This is a genomic window from Mycobacterium bohemicum DSM 44277 (assembly GCF_001053185.1).
Classification (GTDB): Bacteria; Actinomycetota; Actinomycetes; order Mycobacteriales; family Mycobacteriaceae; genus Mycobacterium; species Mycobacterium bohemicum.
The window spans coordinates 198,634-219,504 of sequence record NZ_CSTD01000003.1 but is presented as its reverse complement, the minus strand read 5'-3'; the positions used below and the strand labels follow the sequence as shown (position 1 = coordinate 219,504).

Sequence of the window (20,871 nt, the reverse complement as noted above, 5' to 3'; positions counted from 1 at the left end):
ACCAGGCAACCTCACGCGCACGGCGCCGCGCCCGCCGCCGCGCGCGTCCGGCCGATGGCGGGTTCGCGAAACCCGGCCTCGGAGGTCGCGCTGCGGACCGCCGTGGCGACGGCTTCCGCGCGGTCGAGCGGCACCAGGGCGATGACGCAGCCCCCGAAGCCGCCACCGGTCATCCGCGCCCCCAGGGCTCCCGCAGCCACCGCGGTGTCGGCGATCAGGTCGATGTGGTCGGTGGTGATGCCGAAGTCGTCGCGCATCGACGCGTGCGAGGCGGTGAACAGGCCACCGGCGGCGGCGAAGTCGGCGACCTCGAGCGCGGCCACGACTTCGAGCACGCGGCGGTTTTCGGTCAGCACATGGCGGGCGCGGCGCGCGTCGAGGGGGTCGCGCACCGCGGCCAGCGCCGACGCCGCGTCCGTCGCCGGATGGTCCTGGACCTCCCGCAGGGACGACACGCCGAGATCGGCGGCCGCGCGCTCGCACGACGCGCGGCGCGCGGCGTAGTCGCCGCCGGCGTGCGCGTGGCGTGCCCGCGAATCGATGAGCAGCAGCGCGACGCCGGCGGCCTCGGGATCGAAGGCCACCGGCAGCACGCTCATGTCGCGAAAGTCGATCAGCAGCGCCCGGCCGGCCTGGCCGTACAACGACGCCAGCTGATCCAGCAAACCGGTTGGGGCGCCGACAAATTCGTTCTCCGCGCGCTGAGCGAGCTGACCGCCTGCTCGCGGTAGTCGAGGCGCAGGCCGCCGGCCGTGGCCAGCGCGCCCAGGACCGCGCATTCCAGCGCCGCCGACGAGGACAGACCGGACCCGATCGGCACGTCACTGGTGACCGACATGGCGCCGCCGGGAAACCGGTGGCCGGCCGCGCGCACTGCCCACACCACGCCCGCGACGTACGCGGCCCAGCCGGTCACGTCTCCCGGCACGCTGTCGAGGGCGATGCGCACCGGGCCGTCCGCCCGGTCGCTGACCACCCTGATCGCGTCGCCGCCCGTCGGCGTGAACGTGACCTCGGTTCGTTGCGGCAGGGCGATCGGCAGGGCGAACCCGAGGTTGTAGTCGGTGTGCTCCCCGATCAGGTTGATCCGCCCGGGGGCGGCATAGCGCACCGTCACGCCAGTTCCCGGAGCCGGGCGGCGACGCTTTCGGGCGTCACGTCACCGATGAACGCGCCCATGGCGGATTCCGACGCCGCCAGGTATTTGAGTTTGGTGGCGCTGCGCCGGATCGAGATCAACTCCACGTGGAAGTAGCCCTCGGCCTGTGGCTCGGTGTCGCTGTACTGGTGCAGCGCCGAGATATAGGGCAGCGGTCCCGGATACATGCGGTCGAACCGCCTCAGCACATCGAGGTAGACCTGCGTGAAGCCATCCAGTTCGGCATCGTCGAGGTCGCCGAGGTTGCGCACGAACCTGTTCGGGTAGAGGTGCACCTCCACGGGCCAGCGCGCGGCGAACGGGACGAACGCCGTGAACGCGTCGGTGCGCGTGATGACTCGGCCGCCGCCCGCCACCTCCCATGCCAGCAGGTCCTCAAAAAGGTTGGTGCCGTGCCGCTTTCGATGGTCGCGCGCCTGCTCCAGCATGGTGGCCGCACGCGGCGTCAGGTAGGGGTAGCCGTAGATCTGACCGTGCGGATGAGTCAGCGTCACCCCGATTTCCTCGCCGCGGTTCTCAAAGCAGAACACCTGCTCGATGCCCGGCGTGGCCATCAGGTCGGCGGTGCGATGCCGCCAGGCCTCGACGACCAGCCGGGCGTGCGCCGGCGCCAGCCCCGCGAACGAGCCGGTGTGCTCGCTGGAGAAGCAGATGACCTCGCAGCGCCCGTGGCCGGGCGCGGAGACGAAGCCATCTCCGGGGCGGGGCGTTGCGCCGGCTCCGGATAGGCTCGGGAAGCGGTTCTCGAACACGACGACGTCGTAGTCGGGGGCGGGCACCTCGCTGGTCAGTCCAGTCGGACCGGGGCATAGCGGGCATTGGTCGGGGGCGGCTTGTAGGTGCGGTCCTGGCGCTGCGCGGCGATGATCACCCACTGCCCGGTGGACCGGTCGAACCGCAGTTCGGACTGGTCGGGCGCGCGCGGCCGGAGGGGCCGGCGGTCGCGGACCGGCGCCGGACGGTGGTCCGGCAGGGCGAAGAACAGCAGCTCACGGCCATCGGCCAGCTCCGCCCGGGTCGGACCCACGATGTCGAAGACCAGCTGGCCAGCGCGTCGCGGTTCGGGAACCATGATGGGTAGCGACGAGAGAGGCGGTCATCCGATCACAGTTGTGTACGAACGAGCCCGCAATTGGGTGATCGGCTCGGACCCGGGGCTGCTTCGGCTGCGGATGGCCACGCGCACGACGGCCGCGCTCGGCTGCTCCCTGCTCATCCTGTTCCTGCTGACCCGCGCGACGGGGCAACCGCTGACCGTCGCGTTGCTCGGGGTGGTCATCACCATGGTGGCGTCGCGGTCCGTCAACGAGCCGGACCCGCGCCAGCAGCGGATCACCATGGCACTGCTCCCCGTGCCCGCCGCCCTGGCCATCACCGCCGCGGCGCTGCTTTCGCCCCACCCGGTGGCCAGCGACGCCGCCTTCGTCGTCGTCGTGTTCGCCGCGGTGTACATCCGCAGGTTCGGCCCCCGCGGCCGTGCCCTGGGCATGGTCGCGTTCATGGCCTACTTCTTCACGCTGTACCTGCGGGCCCGCATTTCGGAACTGCCGTGGATGATCGGCGCGGTCGCGGTCGGCACGGTGTGCACGTATGTGATGAGCACGTACGTGCTGCCCGACCGCCCCGAGAGCGTGCTGCGCGCGACGCTGCGGGCATTGCGGGCGCGGATGTCGATACTGATAGACGCCGCCGCCGAGGCCGTGCGGACCGGCCGGTTCGACGAGCGGCGCCGACGTCGGATGCGGGCGCGCACCGTCCGTCTCAACGAGACCGTCCTGCTGGTGCAAAGTCAGATCGAGGACGAGGCCAAGGCCACCTCGGTGCGGGGTATCGCCGGTGATCGGCTGACCCCCTGGCTGTTCGACGCCGAACTGGCGATCGAGTGGGTCGCCACGGCCGGCCGGCGGGCCGCGGAGGTTGCCTCCGAAAACCCCTTCGCCATACCGCCTGCCACGCGCGCCGCGCTCGTCTCGGCGCTCACGCAGCTCTCGCGGGCGATCCGCATGCCCGAGCCCGCCGGGCTTCGCCAGGCCGCGAACCAGGCGCAACACCTCCTGGACACGCAGCCCGGCGACACCGGGCCGGGCGACACCGGGGCGGCCGCCGTCCGCCGCCTGGCGCTGGCCATCGCCAACGCCGCGACGGCGACCTCCGAAGTGCGCGCGATCGTCGAGGGCGCCGCGGCCGGGGATACCGCGGAGCTTGCAGCCGCCGGCCCGACGCCCGCGGGCGAGGCCCCGGACGTCGGCGAAACCGCCGGCGCGAAGCAGCCACGAGGGCTGCTGCCGACCACGCGGCAAGCCATCCAGGTCGCCGTCGCCGCGTCGCTGGCGATCGTCGCCGGCGAGCTGGTGTCGCCCGCGCGCTGGTACTGGGCGGTGATCGCGGCGTTCGTCATCTTCGCCGGCACCAATTCCTGGGGCGAGACGCTCACCAAGGGCTGGCAGCGGTTGCTGGGGACCGTGCTCGGCGTGCCGAGCGGAATCCTGGTGGCCACCTTGCTGTCCGGTGATAAAACCGCCTCGCTGGTCGCGATCTTCGTCTGCCTGTTCTGCGCCTTCTACTTCATGACGGTCACCTACAGCCTGATGACCTTCTGGATCACCACGATGCTCGCCTTGATGTACGGCTTGCTCGGCGAGTTCTCGTTCGGGGTGCTGATGCTGCGCATCGAGGAGACCGCGATCGGCGCCGTCATCGGCGCCACCGTCGCGATCCTGGTGCTGCCGACGAACACCCGAACCACCATCCGCAACGACACCCGCGCGTTCCTGACGGCGCTGTCCGAACTGATCGAGGTCTGCACCGCCACCATGTTCGGCGCGGGCGAGGCGCAGCGCCCCACCGAGCAGGCGCGCGAGCTCGACCGCAAGCTGCAGCAGTTCCGGGTGAGCGCCAAGCCGCTGCTGGCGGGGTTCGCCGGCATCGCCGGGCGCCGAAACGTCCGGCGCGGCCTGCGGTTGTTCGCCGCCTGCGACCACTTCGGGCGGTCCCTGGCGCACAGCGCCGAGCGCTACCAGATACCGCCCGGCTCAAAGGAATTCGCGGATGCGTTCGTGGCCGCGGCCGATCAGACGCGGCGCAACATCGACGCTCTGGTCGCCGCCATCGAGGGCGCGCATGCGCCGACAATCGTCTCGGTGACCGACGAGCTCGATTGCGCGGAGAGCCTGGCCCGCCGGCACGACGGCCAGGGTGGCGCGGGGCCCGATACCCCGCGGTTCCTCACCGCGGTGCACGCGCTGCGTCAGATCGAACAAGCCGTCATCACCACGGCCGCCAACCTCGGTGCGCGCGAACGCAGTCACGTGCCCAGTGCGGCGGCGCGCTGAGCCTCGCGGGGTCAGGAGATCGCGCGGAGCGCGTCGGCGGGGCTACCATCCCCTCACAGCCAGCCCTTCTGTGAGGAGCGAACCCATGGCTACTCCGGACCTCCCGCCGGGCTTCGACTTCACCGATCCCGACATCTACGCCCAACGGCTACCGACGGAGGAGTTGGCGGAATTGCGCCGCACGGCGCCGATCTGGTGGAACGAACAGGCGCCGGATCAGGGCGGCTTCGGCGACGGCGGCTATTGGGTGGTGATCAGGCACCGCGACGTGCGGGAAGTGTCACTGCGCACCGACGTGTTCTCCTCGTCGGCCAAGTCGGTGGTGCCCCGCTACCCGCAGGGGCTGGCGGAGGCCCAGATCGAGGCCGGCCGGACCTCGATGATCATGATGGACGACCCCGAACACGCCCGGCTGCGCAAGATCGTCGCCCGGGGTTTCACGCCGCGCGCGGTGGAGCGGCTGCGCGACGAGCTGACCGAGCGGGCGCAACGCATCGCCGCCGACGCGGCGGCCGCGGAGTCGGGCGACTTCGTCCGGCAGGTGGCCAGCGAGTTGCCGCTGCAGGCCATCGCCGGCCTGCTCGGTGTGCCCCAGGAGGATCGCGGCAAACTCTTCGATTGGTCCAACCAGATGATCGGCGCCGAGGACCCCGAGTTCGCCGACCACGACTCGCTGACATCGGCGGGCGAATTGATGTGGTACGCAATGCAATTGGCCGGCCGCAAAGCGGCGGAGCCCGGTCCAACGGATCGAGACATTGTCACCACGCTGATCCGGGCCGACGCCGACGGCCAGCACCTCTCCGACGCCGAATTCGGCATGTTCGTGGTCACTCTGGGCATCGCCGGCAACGAGACGACGCGCAACTCGATCACGCAGGGCATGATGGCCTTCGCCGACCACCCGGACCAGTGGGAGTTGTTCAAGGAGCGGCGGCCCGCGACGGCGGCCGACGAGATCATCCGGTGGGCCACCCCGATCACGGCGTTTCAGCGCACCGCCATGGCCGATACGGAACTGGGCGGCGTGCGGATCAAGAAGGGCCAGCGGGTGGTGATGTTCTACCGGTCCGCCAACTTCGACGAGGAGGTCTTCGAGGACCCGTACAGCTTCAACATCTTGCGCAGCCCCAACCCGCACGTCGGGTTCGGCGGCACCGGCGCGCATTACTGCATCGGCGCCAACCTGGCGCGCATGACGATTGACCTGATGTTCAACGCGATCGCCGACCACCTGCCGCGGCTGGTGTCGGCGGGAGAACCCGAACGGCTGCGCTCCCCTTTCATCAACGGCATCAAGCACTGGCAGGTGGGCTACCAGGGGGCGTGTCCCCGGGCGCGATAGTCGAACGGAACAGCCCGCATGCCCCCCGTTCGCCGTGTCATCCGGGGCCCCCGGTGTAATGTCTGTCACGAACCGCGTCGTACCAACGGTAATCCGCCGGCCGACACAATGTTTTGGAACGGCCGACAGCGATCACCTGAGATCCGATCCGTTCCCGATCACTGCACCGGTGTGTGATCGGCTCGAAGTGAAGGATTTTCATGGATCGCAGATCGCCAACCACCGAGCAGTTGCACGATGAGCACTCGTAGTCGGCGCCTGGCCAGCCCGGTAAGGGTGGCCTTGGCGTCCGAACTCGGCGGTGATCTGGACGGCGCATGGTGGCCGCACACGGCGTCGCTGGCCAACGAGCTGCCCGAGCTCACCGAGGCGCTGTCCAAGCGTTTGGGCCGAGTCGTCGACATCTCCATCAATTGGTCGTCGCTGGCCGCCTCACCCGATCTCGACTCGCTGAACCGTCCCCGCGTGCTGGACTCTCCGCCGATCGGCTACCGCATCATGACGATCACCGGCAGCCTGGCTTCGGCCGCGCTCATGGTGATCCCGAGCCGGACGTCGGCCGCCCTCGCGGTGATGGTCTTGCGCCGGGCCGCCCACCTGCCGATCGGGAGGGCCGAGCGCGAGGTCGAGCCGTTCCTGGCCGCCGATCGCATCGTCAACGCCGCCAGTGCGGAAAGCGCCCGCTGCGGGCGAGCGGTTCAGGAGCCGGGCCTGTGCGCCACGCCGGCGGAACCGCAGCCGTCGATCTAACGCCAGGGCGCCGCAACGCGAACCACGCGCGGCGGCCGATCCGAGAATGCGGCGATCAGACGCTGGGTTGCGGGGTTTCCACCTGGTGCTGATCGCAGGTCGCGATGAAGTCCTCGATCAGCTCGACCACCTCGGCGGGCGCCTCGACCTGGGGAAAGTGGCCCACGTCGGGAAGCACCTCGAGCCTGGTGTCGGCGCGGGCCTCGTGCGCGGCGTACGCGTGGTCGACGGGGATGATGCCGTCGCGCTCGCCCCAGATCGCCATGACCGGGAGCTCCTCGCGCAGCCGCAGCCGGTTGAGCGCGCTGACCGCCTGCCCGCGGTAGTCGACCACCGATCGCAGCGTCCGCAGGAAAGACTGCCGGGTCTCGCGATCCGCCAGCGAGGAGTACGCGCTCCACAACTCGGCCCCGCGCGGCGAGCGGATGCCGCCGGCGGTGAACCATGCCCTGAGCTTGTTGCCCACCGTCAGCACCGGCTTGGGCGCGATGACGGGCAGCACGAATTCGGCCCCGGGGGCCGACAGCAGCCGCAGGATGAACCCGACATCGGGGCCCAGGCCGCCGCTGCCGATCAGGATCAGCCGCTTGGCGTAGTCGGGATGCTGGTAGACGAATTGCATGGCGACGCCCCCGCCGAGGGAATGGCCGACCAGGGTGGCCTGGCCCACGCCGAGCTCGTCGAGGAAATCGCGCAGCCAGACGGCGAAGGCGCCCAGCGAGTAGTCACCGCGCGGTTTCGCCGACTCGCCGTGGCCGAGCAGGTCCGGGGCGATCACGCGGAACTTCTTCGCCAGCTTCGGCATCACGGCCCGCCAGGTCTCCGAGCTGCCGGCCATGCCGTGGATCATCAGCAGCACGTCGCCGTCGCCCTCGTCGCGATAGGCCACCCGGTCGCCGTGCAGCTCCAGGAACTTCAACTGGTTCATTGAGCGGGTGTACCCGGTTTGTGACCGCTCTCGCCGTGTTGAGCCCCAAAACGTGACGGAAAACGCCCCGCTCTCGGCAAGGATGAGGTCATGACCGAGCCATTCGCCGCCCGTGTGGCCGTCTACCTCGACTTCGACAACATCGTGATCTCGCGGTATGACCAGCTCAACGGGCGCTCCTCCTTCCAGCGGGACAAGGCCAAGGGGCTCGAACTGCACCCCGAACGGCAGGCCCGGGCCACGGTGGACGTCGGCGCGATCCTCGATTTCGCCTCCTCGTTCGGCACGCTGGTGCTCACCCGCGCCTATGCGGACTGGTCGGCCGACATCAACGCCGGGTACCGCGGGCAGTTGGTGGCCCGCGCGGTCGACCTGGTGCAGCTGTTCCCCGCCGCGGCCTACGGCAAGAACGGCGCCGACATCCGGCTCGCGGTCGACGCCGTCGAGGACATGTTCCGGCTGCCCGACCTGACCCATGTCGTGATCGTGTCCGGCGACTCCGATTACATCCCGCTGGCCCAGCGCTGCAAGCGGCTCGGCCGGTACGTGGTGGGCATCGGCGTGGCCGGCGCGTCGAGCCGGGCCCTGGCGGCGGCCTGTGACGAGTTCATCGTCTACGACGCCCTGCCGGGCGTTCCCGCCGCGCCGGAATCCGCCCCGGCCGACGCCGAGGCGCCCGCCCCGAAGCGGGATACCCGGCGTTCCAGGACGGCCGAGCCCGAGGAGCCCGAGCCGCCGGAACCGCAGGCCGCCGCGACGGCGCTGTTGACGCGCGCCCTGCAGATCGGCCTGGAGAAAGACGACGTCGAGTGGCTGCACAACTCCGCGGTCAAGGCGCAGATGAAGCGGATGGATCCGTCGTTCAGCGAAAAGTCCCTGGGTTTCAAGTCATTCAGCGATTTCCTGCGCTCGCGCTCCGACCTCGTCGAGCTGGACGAGACGTCGACGACGCGGCTGGTACGGCTGCGCGCGCCCCAGTGACGCCGCCTGGCAATACATATTGCTTCGTCTGTATGGCGTGTCGTGCAGAGGCGCCGGCGGCATAGGACATCGTCACAGCGATCTCGTTGACACCCCTTCCCCGTGGCCATACATTGTGTGAAACTCGTCCGCGAGGAGACCGTCATGGCCGTCGGCACCGCCCCGGCAAGCGTTTTCGACGCCGATCTACCGACCCTGGCCTACGACGTCGACGAGACCCCGGCCGAGGTCTACCCCCGGTTGCAGCAGGCGCAGCGCCGGGCGCCCGTCGCGCTGGGACCGTTCGGACCCGAGGTGCTGTCGTATGCGATGGTCCGTTCGGTGCTGCGCGACACCCGTTTCCAGATCCCGCCGGGCATCAACCTTCAGGCCCAGGGCATCACCTCCGGACCGTTGTGGGACAAGGTGGTCAACAGCCTGCTGTGTCTGGAGGGCGCCCCGCACCACCGCCTGCGCGCGCTGACGTCCAAGGCCTTCACGCCCCGGGCGATCTCCCGGCTGCACGACACCATGGTCGCCGTGATGGACGAGCTGGTCGACGGGGTCGCCGACGCGGGCCGCTGCGACGTCGTCGCCGACATCGCGCGCCCCTACCCGGTGCCCATCATCTGCGCCCTGCTCGGCGCCCCCCGCGAGGACTGGCGGCAGTTTGCGCTGTGGGCGGACGACGTGTTCAAGGCCTTCACGTTCAGCGTCGACGTGCGCGAGGTGGAGGCCGACGTGATGCGGGCGTGGGGGCAGCTCGACGACTACGTCGACGACATGGTCGCCCGGCGCCGCGACAGCCTGACCGACGACCTGCTGTCGGATTTGATCCGCGCCGAGGACGACGGCGACCGCCTGAACCAGGCCGAACTGCGCATGCTCGCGGGCGGACTCCTGCTGGCGGGAACGGACACCACCCGCAACCAGGTGGCCGCCTCGGTGCAGGTCCTGTGTGAGCACCCGGAGCAGTGGGACCTGCTGCGGCGGCGGCCGGAACTGGCGATGCGTGCGGTCGAAGAGACCATGCGGCACTCGCCGATCGCGTGTGGGACGCTGCGCCAGGTGGTCGAGGACACCGAGCTCGACGGCTACCTGTTCCCCGCGGGCACCATGGTCCTGGTGAACACCGCGGCGGCCAACCGGGATCCGGCGGTGTACGACGATCCGGACCGCGTGGACATCACCCGCGAGGGCGCGCCGGCGATCCTGACCTTCGGCGGGGGCGTGCACTACTGCCTGGGCGCCAACCTGGCCAGGCGTGAGATCGCCGAAGCCTTGAACGTGCTGACCCGCCGGATGTGCAACCCGCGCACCGCCGGGCCGGCACCATGGAAACCGATGGTCAGCCTGAGCGGACCGAAGAGCCTGCCCATCGAGTTCGACACCGAGTAACCAGTTCCCGCGAGGGTCGAAGCCACTCAGGGGATCGGAGGGTGCTCCGCCGACCAGGGGTGCGCCGATTCCAGTTGTGCCGCAACGTTGATCAGGACGTCCTCGCGCCCGTAGGCGGCGGCGAGCTGGACACCGATCGGTAGGCCCTCGGCGTTGCGGTGCAGGGGCAGGCTGATCGCCGGTTGCCCGCTCATGTTGAACGGCGGCGTGAAAGCCGCGAACTCCCCGCCGCGGCGCATGGGCGCCGTCGGCCGATCAGCGTTGTTCTCGAATTCGCGCAGCGGCAGCGGCGGTTCGGCCACCGTCGGGGAGAGCAACAGGTCCCAGCCGTCGGCCCACCACTGCTGCAATGCGCGGCGGAACGCGTGGCCGGCGTCCAGCGCGGCGGCGTAGTCGACGGCCGTCACCTGCCGCGCCCGTTCGATGAGCACCCAGTTCACCGGTTCGATGTCGTCGGCCGTGAGCTCGCGCCCCAGCGTCGCGCCGAACCCGCGCGCGGCCATCGCCAGCTGCGTCGCCCACAACGCCATGAACTTCTGGGTCAGCGACGCATCGGCCAGGCACGCCGGCCACACCGGCTCGACGATGTGGCCCAGGCCCTCGAGCATCGACGCCGCGGAGCGCACGGCCGCGACGCAGTCCGCGTGCAGGAAGTCGCCGCGCGGGTGCAGGTCGAGCATGCCGATGCGCAACCGGCCCGGGTCGGCCCCGACCTCCTCCAGGTAAGGCCGCCGCGGCGCCGGCGCGATGACGGAGTCGCCGATGCCCGGGCCGCGCACGGCGTCGAGCAGCCCGGCCGTGTCGCGCACGGTGCGGCTGACGCACAGCTCGACGCCCAGCCCGCTCTCGGCGCGGGCCGGGCCGACCGTGATCCGGCCCTGGCTCGGCTTGAGCCCCACCAGCCCGCAGCATGAGGCCGGGATCCGGATGCTGCCGCCGCCGTCGGAAGCGTTCGCGAACGGCACCATCCCCGCGGCCACCGCCGCGGCGGCGCCCCCGCTGGAGCCGCCCGGCGTGCGGTCCAGGCCCCACGGGTTGCGGGTCGCGCCCCAGGCCAGCGGCTGCGTCGTCGGCAGGCTGCCCATCTCCGGGCTGTTCGTCCGTCCGGCGATCACCAGGCCGGCCGCCTTGAACCGGGTGACCAGCGTGGTGTCGGCGGTGTCGACCTTGGCCGCCTCCTTCAGCGCCGCGTTGCCGTTCGACAGCGTCTGGCCGGCGAAGCTCGTGTAGAGGTCCTTGAGCAGGAACGGCACCCCGCGGAACGGTCCCGTGGGCAGCGCCGGGTCGGCGGCCACCGACCGGGCGTGGTCGAACCACTCGATGACCACCGCGTTCAACGCTGGGTTCGACCGCTCGATCCGCTCGATCGCCGCCTCGAGCAGCTCGCCGGGGGTGACCTCGCCCCGGGCCACCAGGGCCGCCTGGTCCGTGGCGTCCATCCAGCGTGTCTCGTCGGCCAGAGTGCTCATGGCGTTTGGTCTACCACGCGATCATCGGCTCGTGTGACGCATAACCGCGGACCACAAGTCGCGGCCACCTCGGCCCGGCTTTACGCTCGATTGGTTACACGAAGTTAATCGGGGGGCTTTGGTGAAAATGGTCGGGGGGCGAATTGTGTCCAAACGCGGGCTCGCCCCGCTCGCGGCGGCCTGCCTGATCGTCTCGTCCTGCTCGGAAACCGCCGCACCACCCGCCCTCACGCCCACCAGCTCGACGTCTCACCCGCGCACCACGGTAAGCGCGGCCCCGGCGGCCGCACCGATCACCGGCCCGCTGGAAAAGGACTGGAAGAGCTACGGCGGAACGGCGTATTTCGGTTGCCCAAACAAATTCTCGGCCGGCAAATCCGCGCTCGACGAGATCCGGCCCAAGATATTCGACACCAAAACCGGCCAATACGTGGCGCCGGCGGTTCCCGCGATTCCGGCGAACGAGACGGTCGCCGGTGCCATGTGCGCGCTCACGGGCACCGCCGAGGACATGAGGGTGGTCTACCTGGTGACGACCGGGGCCAAGACCACCGCGTACGCCTATGACGTGAAGTCCGGTCAGCAAGTGGCCACCAAGGAGCTGGTGCCCGCGGCCCCGGACCTGAAGCTCACCGCCGGGAACCAGTGGGGCGTCGACTCCACCGCATCCGGCGTGGCGTGGGTCAACGCCTTCACCGACGGGCACTCGACCGCCTCGCCGCCGCGAACGGCGGTGTTGTCCGCGGCGGACCTGGCGACGATGTGGAACGACCCGCAGCCGGGCCGGGTGTGGCAGGACGTTCTGGCGTTCCAGCGCAACACCGAGCCCGGCAAGACCTCGGGCGCCGAACTGCGCCGGCCGAGCGGGGAAGCGATCTATCAGGACAACGACATATCCTCCGTCGACGCCGAATTATCCGATGGGCCAGACAAACTGGTGAAGATCACGCACTCGGATTCCACTAACCCGCCGGTGGTTTCGACCATGTTCTATGACCTCAACGCCAAATCCCTCATCAAAGTCGGTGATTCGGAACGGATTTCCGGCGGTGGACTGGCGGCGACGTTGTCGGACGGCAGGCTGTTCGTCGACGGTCTCGGATCCGACAACTCGCAATTCGGCTTCGGCGTGTGGAATCTGCGCAGCCAACAATGGGAAATTCTGAAGACCCGCGACGACGCGAAGAAAATGTCGATCGCCAAGCTGGCGTTCTTCGGCGACCACCTCTACATCACCAATACCAACAACACCTTCGCCGTCCTCGCGCTGCCGTCGACCGATCCGATCGCGACCACCTGGTCGGTCCGGCCGTTCGCGCGCATATCGGGGTGGACGCTGGTGTGCCGCGGGGAGAACTCGGCCGCGCTGAACGGTGACTGCAAGGACATCGTCATGGTGCAGGACCGGGACGGCCGCTTTCCCGGGCCCTGGTTCTAGCCGGGTCTCGACGTCCGCCCAACCGTGCTCGCCCGCGCTGGCCTATTAATCTACTATCTGCATATAGATGCAAGTAGGCGGGCCGGCGACGATGGCCCCCGATAGCGGGGACTCGCACCAGCACGACCACCACCGCGAGTACGCCCACCATCACCAGGGGATTAGCGGCCGGGTGGCGCAGCTGCTCAACCCGCACAGCCACGACGCGGCCGACCGCGTCGACACCGCATTGGAGTCCAGCGCCATCGGTATCCGAGCGGTCAAGATCAGCCTGATCGGACTGACCGCGACGGCGACGGCGCAGGTCGTCATCGCCGTCGTCTCCGGATCGGTCGCCCTGGCAGCCGACACCATCCACAATTTCTCCGATGCCCTGACCGCGCTCCCCCTGTGGATCGCGTTCGCGCTGGGGCGCCGCCCGGCGACCCGGCGCTATACCTACGGCTACGGACGCGCCGAAGACATTGCCGGCCTGTTCGTCATCCTCATGATTGCGCTGTCGGCCGCCGTCGCCGGCTACCAGGCGATCCTGCGGCTCATCCACCCCGTCGCCATCGACCACGTCGGCCTGGTCGCCGCGGCCGGAGTCGCCGGCTTCCTCGGCAACGAGGCCGTGGCCGCCTACCGGATCCGAATCGGCCGCCGCATCGGCTCGGCCGCGCTCATCGCCGACGGACTGCATGCCCGCACCGACGGATTCACCTCATTGGCAGTGCTTTTCGGGGCCGTCGGGGTGGCTTTCGGCTATCCGCTGGCCGACCCGGTCGTCGGCCTGATCATCACGGCGGCGATCGTGGCGGTGTTGTTCCGCGCCGCGCGTGACATCTTCCGTCGGCTGATGGACGCCGTCGACCCCGACCTCGTCGACACCGCGGAGGCATGCCTGGCCGCCCGGCCCGGCGTGCGCGGCGTTCGCAGCATCAAGATGCGCTGGATCGGACATCGGTTGCACGCCGACGCGGAGCTCGACATCGACCCCACCACGAGCCTGGAGGATGCCCACGGCATCGCCCATGACGCCGAACACCAACTGACCCACGCCGTGCCGAAACTCGACAGCGCCCTCGTGCACGCCTATCCCGCACACGGCAGCGAATGACGGGCGCGCCGTTCAGAGGCCGCCGAGGGCCTGGGGCACCATGTAGAGCCCGAAACCGATGACCGCGAGGCACAGGGTCCAGGTGATGTACTTGCGCGGCCCGCGCATGCGCCACTGCTCGGGCAGGGCCTTGGATTCCAGCGCCAGCAGCAGCCCCAGCACGATCGGGAGCAGCAACGCGTTCATCACCTCGACGTCGACGGCCAGGTTGACCAGGTCAACGCTGGCCAGGACGAGGGCCGCGCCGATGATGTGGGCGAGCGCATAGGTGATGTAGAACTTGGCGGTCGCGCGGTTGGGGCGCTCGTTGAGGGTGTGCTTCCAGCCGAACACCTCCGAGAGGCCCCACGCGCCGGCCAAGGAAGCGACGATGGCCGCGACGAGGGCCGCGCCCAGCATGCCCAGGCCGAACAACACCGTGCCGCCGACGCGCCCGAGGTAGGGCGTGAGCGAGCGGGAGATGTCGCCGACGGTTTGCAGCGCCGCATCGCCGTTGTGCATGCCGATCGTCGAGGCCACGGTGACCACGACCGCGATCATGATCAGCTGGGTGAGCACCGCGCCGGCGGCGGTGTCCTGCCGGGCCGCGCGAATGGTCTTCACCGACAGGTGCTTATCGACCACCGCGCCCTGCTGGTAGAAGACCATCCAGGGCATGATCACCGCACCGACATTGGCGGCGACCAGCAACAGGTAGGCAGAATTGCCCAGCGGCATGGACTTCAGGCCCTCGACCAGGGCCGCCGGGTCCGGCCGTGCCATCACCATGGCGACCAGGAAGGCCAGCTCGGCGGCGCCGATGGCGAGCCCGATGCGCTCGACGCGCCGGTAGCTGCCGGTCAGCGCCAGGCCCAGCAGCGCCGCGGTCGCCACCGGGATGCTGACCCAGCGCGAGACGCCGAAGAGCTCGCCGACGCCCGCGACGCCGGCGAACTCGGTGAGCAGCGCGCCGATCGCGGAGGCGAACAGCGTGAAGGCCGACAACCAGGCCCAGCCGCGGCCGAACCGCTCCCGGATGAGGGCGCCGTGGCCGCGCTTGGTGACGATGCCCAGCCGGACCGTCATCTCCTGCACGACGTAGAGGATGGGCATCAGGATCAGCTGCGGTAGGACCATCCGGTAGCCCCACTGGGCGCCGGACTGCGAGGCGGTGATCAGCGAGCCGGCATCCGTGTCGGCCAGCATCACCACGAGTCCCGGGCCCCATACCGTCAGCAGCCCCCACCGCAGCCACCTGCCGCGGCGGAGCGCCGTTTTCGACGGCGCGTCCGATGGATCGGCAACCTGTGCGGTTGTATCGGTCACCTTCGACTGACTCCTTCTGGCGACGGCAGCGCTGGCACCGCTCGACCCGTGTGAGGATAAACTAGCCTCGCCTAACTTCTACCGCCTGCGGTCAGGGTTACCCCTCGACCCGGCCCGATGGCAATCACGGGAAAGCCCGTCATGGCCCTACGACCCGTCGAAGAAGCCGGACTGGGAGTTGCCCGCGTTGAAGCCACCCGAGCTCGCGCTGCCCGTGTTCCCGATACCGGAGTTGCGGCTACCGGAGTTGTAGAAGCCCGTGTCGTGGCCGTCGCCGGAGATCAAGACGCCGACACTTTCGCCCTCGCTGGGGTTGGAGTCCGTGTTGAAAAGGCCGATGTTGCCGCCGCCGGTCCCCGAGTTGCCGATGCCGATGTTGTCGCCCCCGTTGCCCGAATTGAACAAGCCGACGTTGTAGCCGTGGCCACCGGAGTTGAAGAACCCCATCTCGGTGCCGCCGCCGGAGTTGGCGAACCCCGAACTGTAGCCGCCGGTGGCCGAGTTGAAGAAGCCGGAGTTGTCGTCGCCGCCGGTGTTGAAGAAGCCCGAATTACCGGTGCCGGTGTTCCCGAAGCCGGAGTTGCCGCCGTAGCTGCCCGTGCCGAACAAGCCGGTGTTGCCATTGCCCGAGTTCCACAAGCCGGTGTTGGTGTCACCGGAGTTGAAGAAGCCGGTGTTGCTGTCGCCCGAGTTGAAGAAGCCGGTGTTGCCCGCCCCGTCGACGGTGCCGCCGGAGTTGAAGGCGCCGGTGTTGCAGCTTCCGGCGTTGAACAGCCCGACGTTGGCAAAGCCCGAGTTGCCCCAGCCGACGTTGCTCAGGCCGGAGTTGAAGTCGCCCGTGTTGGCGGTTCCCGCATTGAAGGAGCCGACGTTTTTGGTGCCGGCGTCCAGCACGCCGAAGTTGTTGGATCCGGCGTCGAACAGTCCCGTGCTCCTGCTGCCGGCGTTCCAGAAGCCGGTTTCGGTGCTGCCGGTGTTGCCGACGCCGGTGTCGGTGGTGCCCGAGTTGACCATGCCCCAGTTGTGACTGCCGGTGTTGGCGATGCCCCAGTTGCCGCTTCCGGAGTTGAGGAATCCGGTGTTGCCGGTGCCCGAGTTGAACAGGCCGGTGTTGCCGCTGCCGGAGTTCCAGCCGCCGAATCCGATTTGGTTGTCGCCCGTGAGCCCGATGCCGATGTCGTTGTTGCCGGTGTTGGCCAGGCCCAGGTTGTGGTTGCCGGTGTTGCCGAAACCGAAGTTGAAGCTGCCGTTGTTGCCAATGCCGATGTTCCACCCGGCACCGTTGGCGTTGAGGCCGCCGAACCCGATCTGGTTGTTGCCGGTGAGCCCGATGCCGATGTCGTTGTTGCCCAGGTTGCCCAGGCCGATGTTGTTGTTGCCCAGATTCCCGATGCCCCAGTTGCCGTTGCCGAGATTGCCGACGCCCAGGTTGTAGTAGGCAGGGGCGGGATTGTCGTGCGAATAGGCGCTGCCGTTGCCGAAGCCGATGTTGCCGCCGCCGATGTTGCCGACGCCGAGGTTGAATTGGCCGATGTTGGCGGCGCCCACGTTGTAATACGACGTCGCCTCGCTGAACAGCGAGTTGCCGTTGCCGGCACCGAAATTGAAGGATCCGTAGTTGCCGGACCCGAAGTTGAGGTTGCCGCCGCCGGTGGTACCCGGGCCGCTGTTGCCGCCGCCGAAGTTGTACGACCCGTAGTTTCCGCTGCCGAGGTTGAAGCTGCCGATGTTACCCAGGCCCAGGTTCGCGCCTTGGAGGCTCGGCAGGCTTTGCAGCACCCCCTCCCACGGCGTCAGCGCCGCGACCGCCGCCGACGCCCCGCCGTGGTAGCTCACCATCGCCGCCACGTCCTGGGCCCACATCTGCTCGTACTCGGCCTCGGTGGCCGCGATCGCCGGTGCGCTCAGGCCCAACAGGTTCGAGTTCACCAGCGCCACGAGTTGCGACCGGTTGGCCGCGACCAGCCAGGGATGTACTGCGGCCGCCTGCGCGGCCTCGAACACCGCCGCGGACGCCTTGGCCTGACCCGCCACCGTCTGCGCGCGAGCCGCGGCGGCGGCCAACCACGCCGCATACGCTGACGCCGCGCCGGCCATCGCCCGAGACGCGGCCCCCTGCCATGCCTGCGCGGCCAGGCCCGAGGTCACCGACCCGAATGACTCAGCCGCCGAGTCCATTTCGGCCGCCAGCCCATCCCACGCCGCGGCCGCGGCCAGCATCGGACCCGACCCGGGACCGGTATACATCCGCACTGAGTTGATCTCCGGCGGCAACACCAAAAAACTCATCGCGCGCGTCCTCTCGGCCTCGACCCGACATAAAGTAAGCGAAGGCTACACTAACTCAGCGAGCGCAGGCTAGCCTTACCTAACTCATATCGGACTGTGGTCTTGCCCACGTGGGATTGCGGCGCTCACTCGGACGGTTTGCACGTCCGCATGCTGCAGCCGCCGGCCAACCGACGGACTCACCGCGAACGGGGATTGGCAACGACGCCTGGTGGGTGCGCGGGCCAGGTTAGCCGACTTCCCCTGACGTCCGCTCAAACCTGTTGCGCGACAAACGCATTCGTGGGGATGGTCAGCGGCAGGTCGACGGAGCTGAGTAGCCCGGGCGCGGCATCGACGACGTACGGCACGGCGTTGACGACGCGCATCGCGGTGGCCACCATCGCGCCCGCCCCGGAGGTCATGGAGCCGATCCCGGCCCGACCGGGGTCGCGCAGGGTGGCCGCCAGTGTGCAGTCGATGTCGGGATCGCCGGTGATCACCACGCGGTAGGACAGGTCGCCGATTCCTCTCGGCCAGTCCGGGGCGACGCTATGGGCCAGCCGCGTCACGTGTTCGACGATGATCGCCTCGCGGCCGTCGACCACGCCGATGGCCTTCATGCGCAGCGCGCCGCACGTTCCCGCCTCGACCGTGCCCATCGCGACCTCGAGCGTCTCGTCGGTGATCGCGCGATCGAAGCCCTCGCGTATTTCCTGCACCTCGACGCCCAGGGCGTCGCCGATCAACCGGATCTGGCCGCCCCACTCGCCGGCGATGGCCCCGGGGTAGGCGACCCAGGGCTGGTAGTCGAGGGGCTGTCCGAATCCCAGTCCGTTGATCATGATTTCGGGCACGCCGTAGTCGTCGTAGAGCCCGATCTCGTAGGAGTGGATCGTCTCGATTGAGGACGATTGCGTGGACAGCACGAGCGGCAGGTAGTCGGCGGCGAATCCGGGTTCGATGCCCGACGCGTACAGCGACACCTGTCCTTGTTTGGCCGCGGCGGCCAATTGCTCGCGCCACTCGGAAGGCTCGTAGGCGTGCGGGTTGACCAGCCGGGTGGTGCTGGTGGTGACGACGTTGATCCCCGCCTCGAGCAGTTTCACGTAGTCGGGAATCGCGAGGGCGTCGCGTTCTGGTCCGCTGGCCGCGTAGACCACGCAATCGGGCTCGAGTGCGATGAGGGCGTCGGCGTCGTTCGTCGCCGTCACGCCGATCGGTTCGCCGTTGGCGAGCACGCCGGCGTCCTTGCCAACCTTGTCTTCGGAATGCACCCACACGCCGACGAGGTCGAGATCGGGGCGGTGGGAGATGGTGCGAATGGCGATCGACCCGATTCCTCCCGTCGCCCAAACCACCACGCGGTATGTCCCTGCGGTCATGGCTTCCTCCTCGTTTGCATTGCCCGGCAGCGTTATCCGGCTTTGACGGGCAGCCGGGCCCAGCCCCGAACGCTGGACGTCCGCGCCCTGCTCGCGTGCCGGTAGTCGACCTCCCAGTCGGTCCACCGCTTGAAGACCTCCTCGAACGCGACCCGCGCCTCCAGCCGTGCCAGCGCCGACCCGAGGCAGAAATGCAATCCCTGCCCGAAGCTCAAATGTGTTGCCTTGCGGTGCATGTCATACCGATCGGGGTCCGGAAAGCGCGTCTCGTCACGATTGGCCGACGCATTGAGTAACAGCATGTAGGACCCTTCCGTCACGGTGTGTCCGTACAGCTCGGTGTCCCGGGCGACGTAACGCGCCTGCACCGGTGACGGTGGCTCGTAGCGCAGCGTCTCCTCGACCGCGGAGGGGATCAGCGACGGGTCGGCGGCGAGTTGTCTTCTCTGGTCCGGATGATCGCCGAGGAGCTGACCCATAAATCCGATGAGCCGCGCGGTCGTTTCGTTGCCCGCGCCGGCGATCATCGCGGTGTAGGCCAGGACCTCGGTGCGGTCCAGGCGGCGCGACGTCCCGTCTTGCTCTTCTATCTCCGCGTTGAGCAACTCCGTCATCAAATCGTCGGACGGATGCGTTGCCCGCCACTCGATGTACTCGGCGAACTGGGCGATCGCGTCCGCGATGGCGGTCGCGCTGAGCGCGCTTCCCTCGGAGTCGACCGCGATGCTCTTGTCGTTGCGGTCGCGGATCCGTTGCTGGCCCTCCTCGGGGATGCCCAGCAGGTAGCCGATCGCGCGCATCGGCATGATCGCCCCCAGATCGCCCACGAAGTCGAAGCCGTCCGCGCCGCGCAGCGGATCCAGCGCTCTCGCACACAGGTCCCGCACCAGCCCCTCCACCGCCAGCATCCGGCGGGGGGTGAAGACGCGCGACAGCAGGCGCCGGTGCAGATCGTGCAGCGGGGGGTCCTCCCACAGCAGGATGCCCGGCGGTATCTCGATGCCGCTGAACAAGACGTCGGCGGTGGTGCCCCGCCCCGAGCGATACGTCTGCCAGTCGTGCAGCGCCGCCGCGACGTCGTCATAGCGGCTCAGCGCATAGAAGTTGTGCTTGGCGTTGTAGTACAGCGGGGCCTCGGCGCGCATCCGCTTCCACACGGGATACGGATCGTCGTCGATGCCGTGGTCGAACGGGTCGTAGTAAAGCTCTTTCACTGGTTCGGCTTTCACTTGCTCAACGCGGTTGGTTCGGCGCGCCGGGGTACAACTGCTCGGACGGCCCGGCGGTCACCCAGCCGCCCAACTTCGTGATCAGGTGGGGCGCAAAGACCGCGCCATAGACCAGGTGCCCGACGACCACGACGGCGGCGACGGACAGGACCGTCGACTGCGGCCGGCTCGTCGATCTCGTGTCGGCCCACGCCTCGATGACGTTGCGGCCCTCGGGATCGGTCCGCCCGAGAAGATAGGTGAACACCATCATCTGGATTCCCATCGCCAGGGAGTCATAGAGCGGGTATTGGTGCTTGGTCCCCTCGAAGATGGCCAGGCCCGGAATCACGTAGCCGTAGTAGAAGTTTCCGAGCTGGGCCCCGGTGATGGCATTGAAGAAGAACGCCCAGCAGAACCCCACGGCGAGACCGACGGTGAGGAGGGTGACCGGCCTGCGCCAGCCGAACCTCGCGCTCAGTCGTCGTCCGAGGGCGGCCCCGACCACCGCCGGCAGCACGAAGTAGGAGATGTAGCCGATGGGCACCGACGACGGCAAGCCTCCCCAGGTCATGTTCAGCGGCCACCACGACGGCATCCGGGGCAGGGCGGGCGGAAACTGGGCGTACATCGCCCAGTCGTAGGGCGACTCGATCCACGAGATCGACAGGGCCGCAATGCTGAGCAGCAGCAGCGGGTGCACGCGCCGGCGCCGAACGCTCAGATACGCCCCGATCAGCAGGAACGCGGTGCCGGTGACGTAGGCGAAGTACATGGCCCCCGCCATCAGCGGCGTCACGGGCGGTTCTCCCGGCTTCGATCGCGCC

Annotated in this window: 14 protein-coding genes and 2 pseudogenes; 7 read left to right on the top strand and 9 right to left on the bottom strand. The window is 69.0% G+C overall.

Going from position 1 to position 20,871, the window contains the following annotated elements; all coding sequences use genetic code 11:
* Positions 1–11 precede the first annotated feature (11 nt).
* Positions 12–1,117 (bottom strand): annotated as a pseudogene (locus BN971_RS15500) (galactokinase).
* Positions 1,114–2,231: pseudogene (gene galT / locus BN971_RS15495) on the bottom strand (galactose-1-phosphate uridylyltransferase). Before galT ends, BN971_RS15500 begins: the two co-directional pseudogenes overlap by 4 nt.
* 64 nt (positions 2,232–2,295) lie before the next feature.
* Here galT and BN971_RS15490 point away from each other — a divergent pair.
* The 3 genes from BN971_RS15490 (at position 2,296) to BN971_RS15480 (ending at position 6,586) form a co-directional block, all read left to right on the top strand.
* Positions 2,296–4,491, top strand: coding sequence for an FUSC family protein (locus BN971_RS15490; RefSeq protein WP_085179486.1), 2,196 nt, complete (start codon positions 2,296–2,298; stop codon positions 4,489–4,491).
* Between the two features lie 85 nt (positions 4,492–4,576).
* Positions 4,577–5,836 (top strand): cytochrome P450, encoded by a 1,260-nt coding sequence (locus tag BN971_RS15485; protein WP_085179270.1) that lies wholly within the window; start codon positions 4,577–4,579, stop codon positions 5,834–5,836.
* A gap of 237 nt (positions 5,837–6,073) precedes the next feature.
* Entirely contained in the window at positions 6,074–6,586 is a 513-nt protein-coding gene (locus BN971_RS15480; RefSeq protein ID WP_139027115.1) for a DUF5994 family protein, read from the top strand.
* Positions 6,587–6,641: 55 nt separating this feature from the next.
* Here BN971_RS15480 and BN971_RS15475 read toward each other — a convergent pair whose 3' ends face one another.
* Complete coding sequence (locus BN971_RS15475) at positions 6,642–7,514, bottom strand: alpha/beta fold hydrolase (RefSeq protein ID WP_085179271.1); 873 nt, start codon at positions 7,512–7,514, stop codon at positions 6,642–6,644.
* Positions 7,515–7,604: 90 nt separating this feature from the next.
* Here BN971_RS15475 and BN971_RS15470 point away from each other — a divergent pair, with 90 nt between their 5' ends.
* Together BN971_RS15470 and BN971_RS15465 are read left to right on the top strand one after the other, a co-directional pair.
* A complete protein-coding gene (locus BN971_RS15470; RefSeq protein ID WP_085179272.1) occupies positions 7,605–8,495 on the top strand; it encodes an NYN domain-containing protein in 891 nt (296 codons plus the stop codon).
* 144 nt (positions 8,496–8,639) lie between these two features.
* Positions 8,640–9,872: a cytochrome P450 gene (locus tag BN971_RS15465; RefSeq protein WP_085179487.1), complete on the top strand. Its 1,233-nt coding sequence runs from the start codon at positions 8,640–8,642 to the stop codon at positions 9,870–9,872.
* Between the two features lie 26 nt (positions 9,873–9,898).
* Here the strand turns inward: BN971_RS15465 and BN971_RS15460 are convergent, their stop codons facing one another.
* Entirely contained in the window at positions 9,899–11,341 is a 1,443-nt protein-coding gene (locus tag BN971_RS15460) for an amidase (protein ID WP_085179273.1), read from the bottom strand.
* Positions 11,342–11,468: 127 nt separating this feature from the next.
* Between BN971_RS15460 and BN971_RS15455 the strand changes: the two genes are divergently transcribed.
* Both BN971_RS15455 and BN971_RS15450 read left to right on the top strand, forming a co-directional pair.
* Entirely contained in the window at positions 11,469–12,779 is a 1,311-nt protein-coding gene (locus BN971_RS15455) for a hypothetical protein (RefSeq protein ID WP_090350274.1), read from the top strand.
* Between the two features lie 91 nt (positions 12,780–12,870).
* Complete coding sequence (locus BN971_RS15450; RefSeq protein ID WP_085179274.1) at positions 12,871–13,878, top strand: cation diffusion facilitator family transporter; 1,008 nt, start codon at positions 12,871–12,873, stop codon at positions 13,876–13,878.
* 12 nt (positions 13,879–13,890) lie between these two features.
* Here the strand turns inward: BN971_RS15450 and BN971_RS15445 are convergent, their stop codons facing one another.
* The 5 genes from BN971_RS15445 to BN971_RS15425 all read right to left on the bottom strand — a co-directional run bounded on the left by BN971_RS15445 (position 13,891) and on the right by BN971_RS15425 (position 20,831).
* Complete coding sequence (locus BN971_RS15445) at positions 13,891–15,183, bottom strand: NRAMP family divalent metal transporter (protein WP_085179275.1); 1,293 nt, start codon at positions 15,181–15,183, stop codon at positions 13,891–13,893.
* A 147-nt stretch (positions 15,184–15,330) separates the two neighbouring features.
* Positions 15,331–17,472, bottom strand: a complete 2,142-nt coding sequence (locus BN971_RS15440) for a PPE family protein (RefSeq protein ID WP_085179276.1) — start codon at positions 17,470–17,472, stop codon at positions 15,331–15,333.
* Positions 17,473–17,726: 254 nt separating this feature from the next.
* Positions 17,727–18,836, bottom strand: a complete 1,110-nt coding sequence (locus BN971_RS15435; protein WP_085179277.1) for an NAD(P)H-dependent amine dehydrogenase family protein — start codon at positions 18,834–18,836, stop codon at positions 17,727–17,729.
* Between the two features lie 32 nt (positions 18,837–18,868).
* On the bottom strand, positions 18,869–20,065 hold the full coding sequence (locus tag BN971_RS15430) for a cytochrome P450 (RefSeq protein WP_085179278.1): 1,197 nt from the start codon (positions 20,063–20,065) through the stop codon (positions 18,869–18,871).
* A 4-nt stretch (positions 20,066–20,069) separates the two neighbouring features.
* On the bottom strand, positions 20,070–20,831 hold the full coding sequence (locus BN971_RS15425) for a spirocyclase AveC family protein (protein ID WP_085179489.1): 762 nt from the start codon (positions 20,829–20,831) through the stop codon (positions 20,070–20,072).
* Between the last annotated feature and the right edge of the window lie 40 nt (positions 20,832–20,871).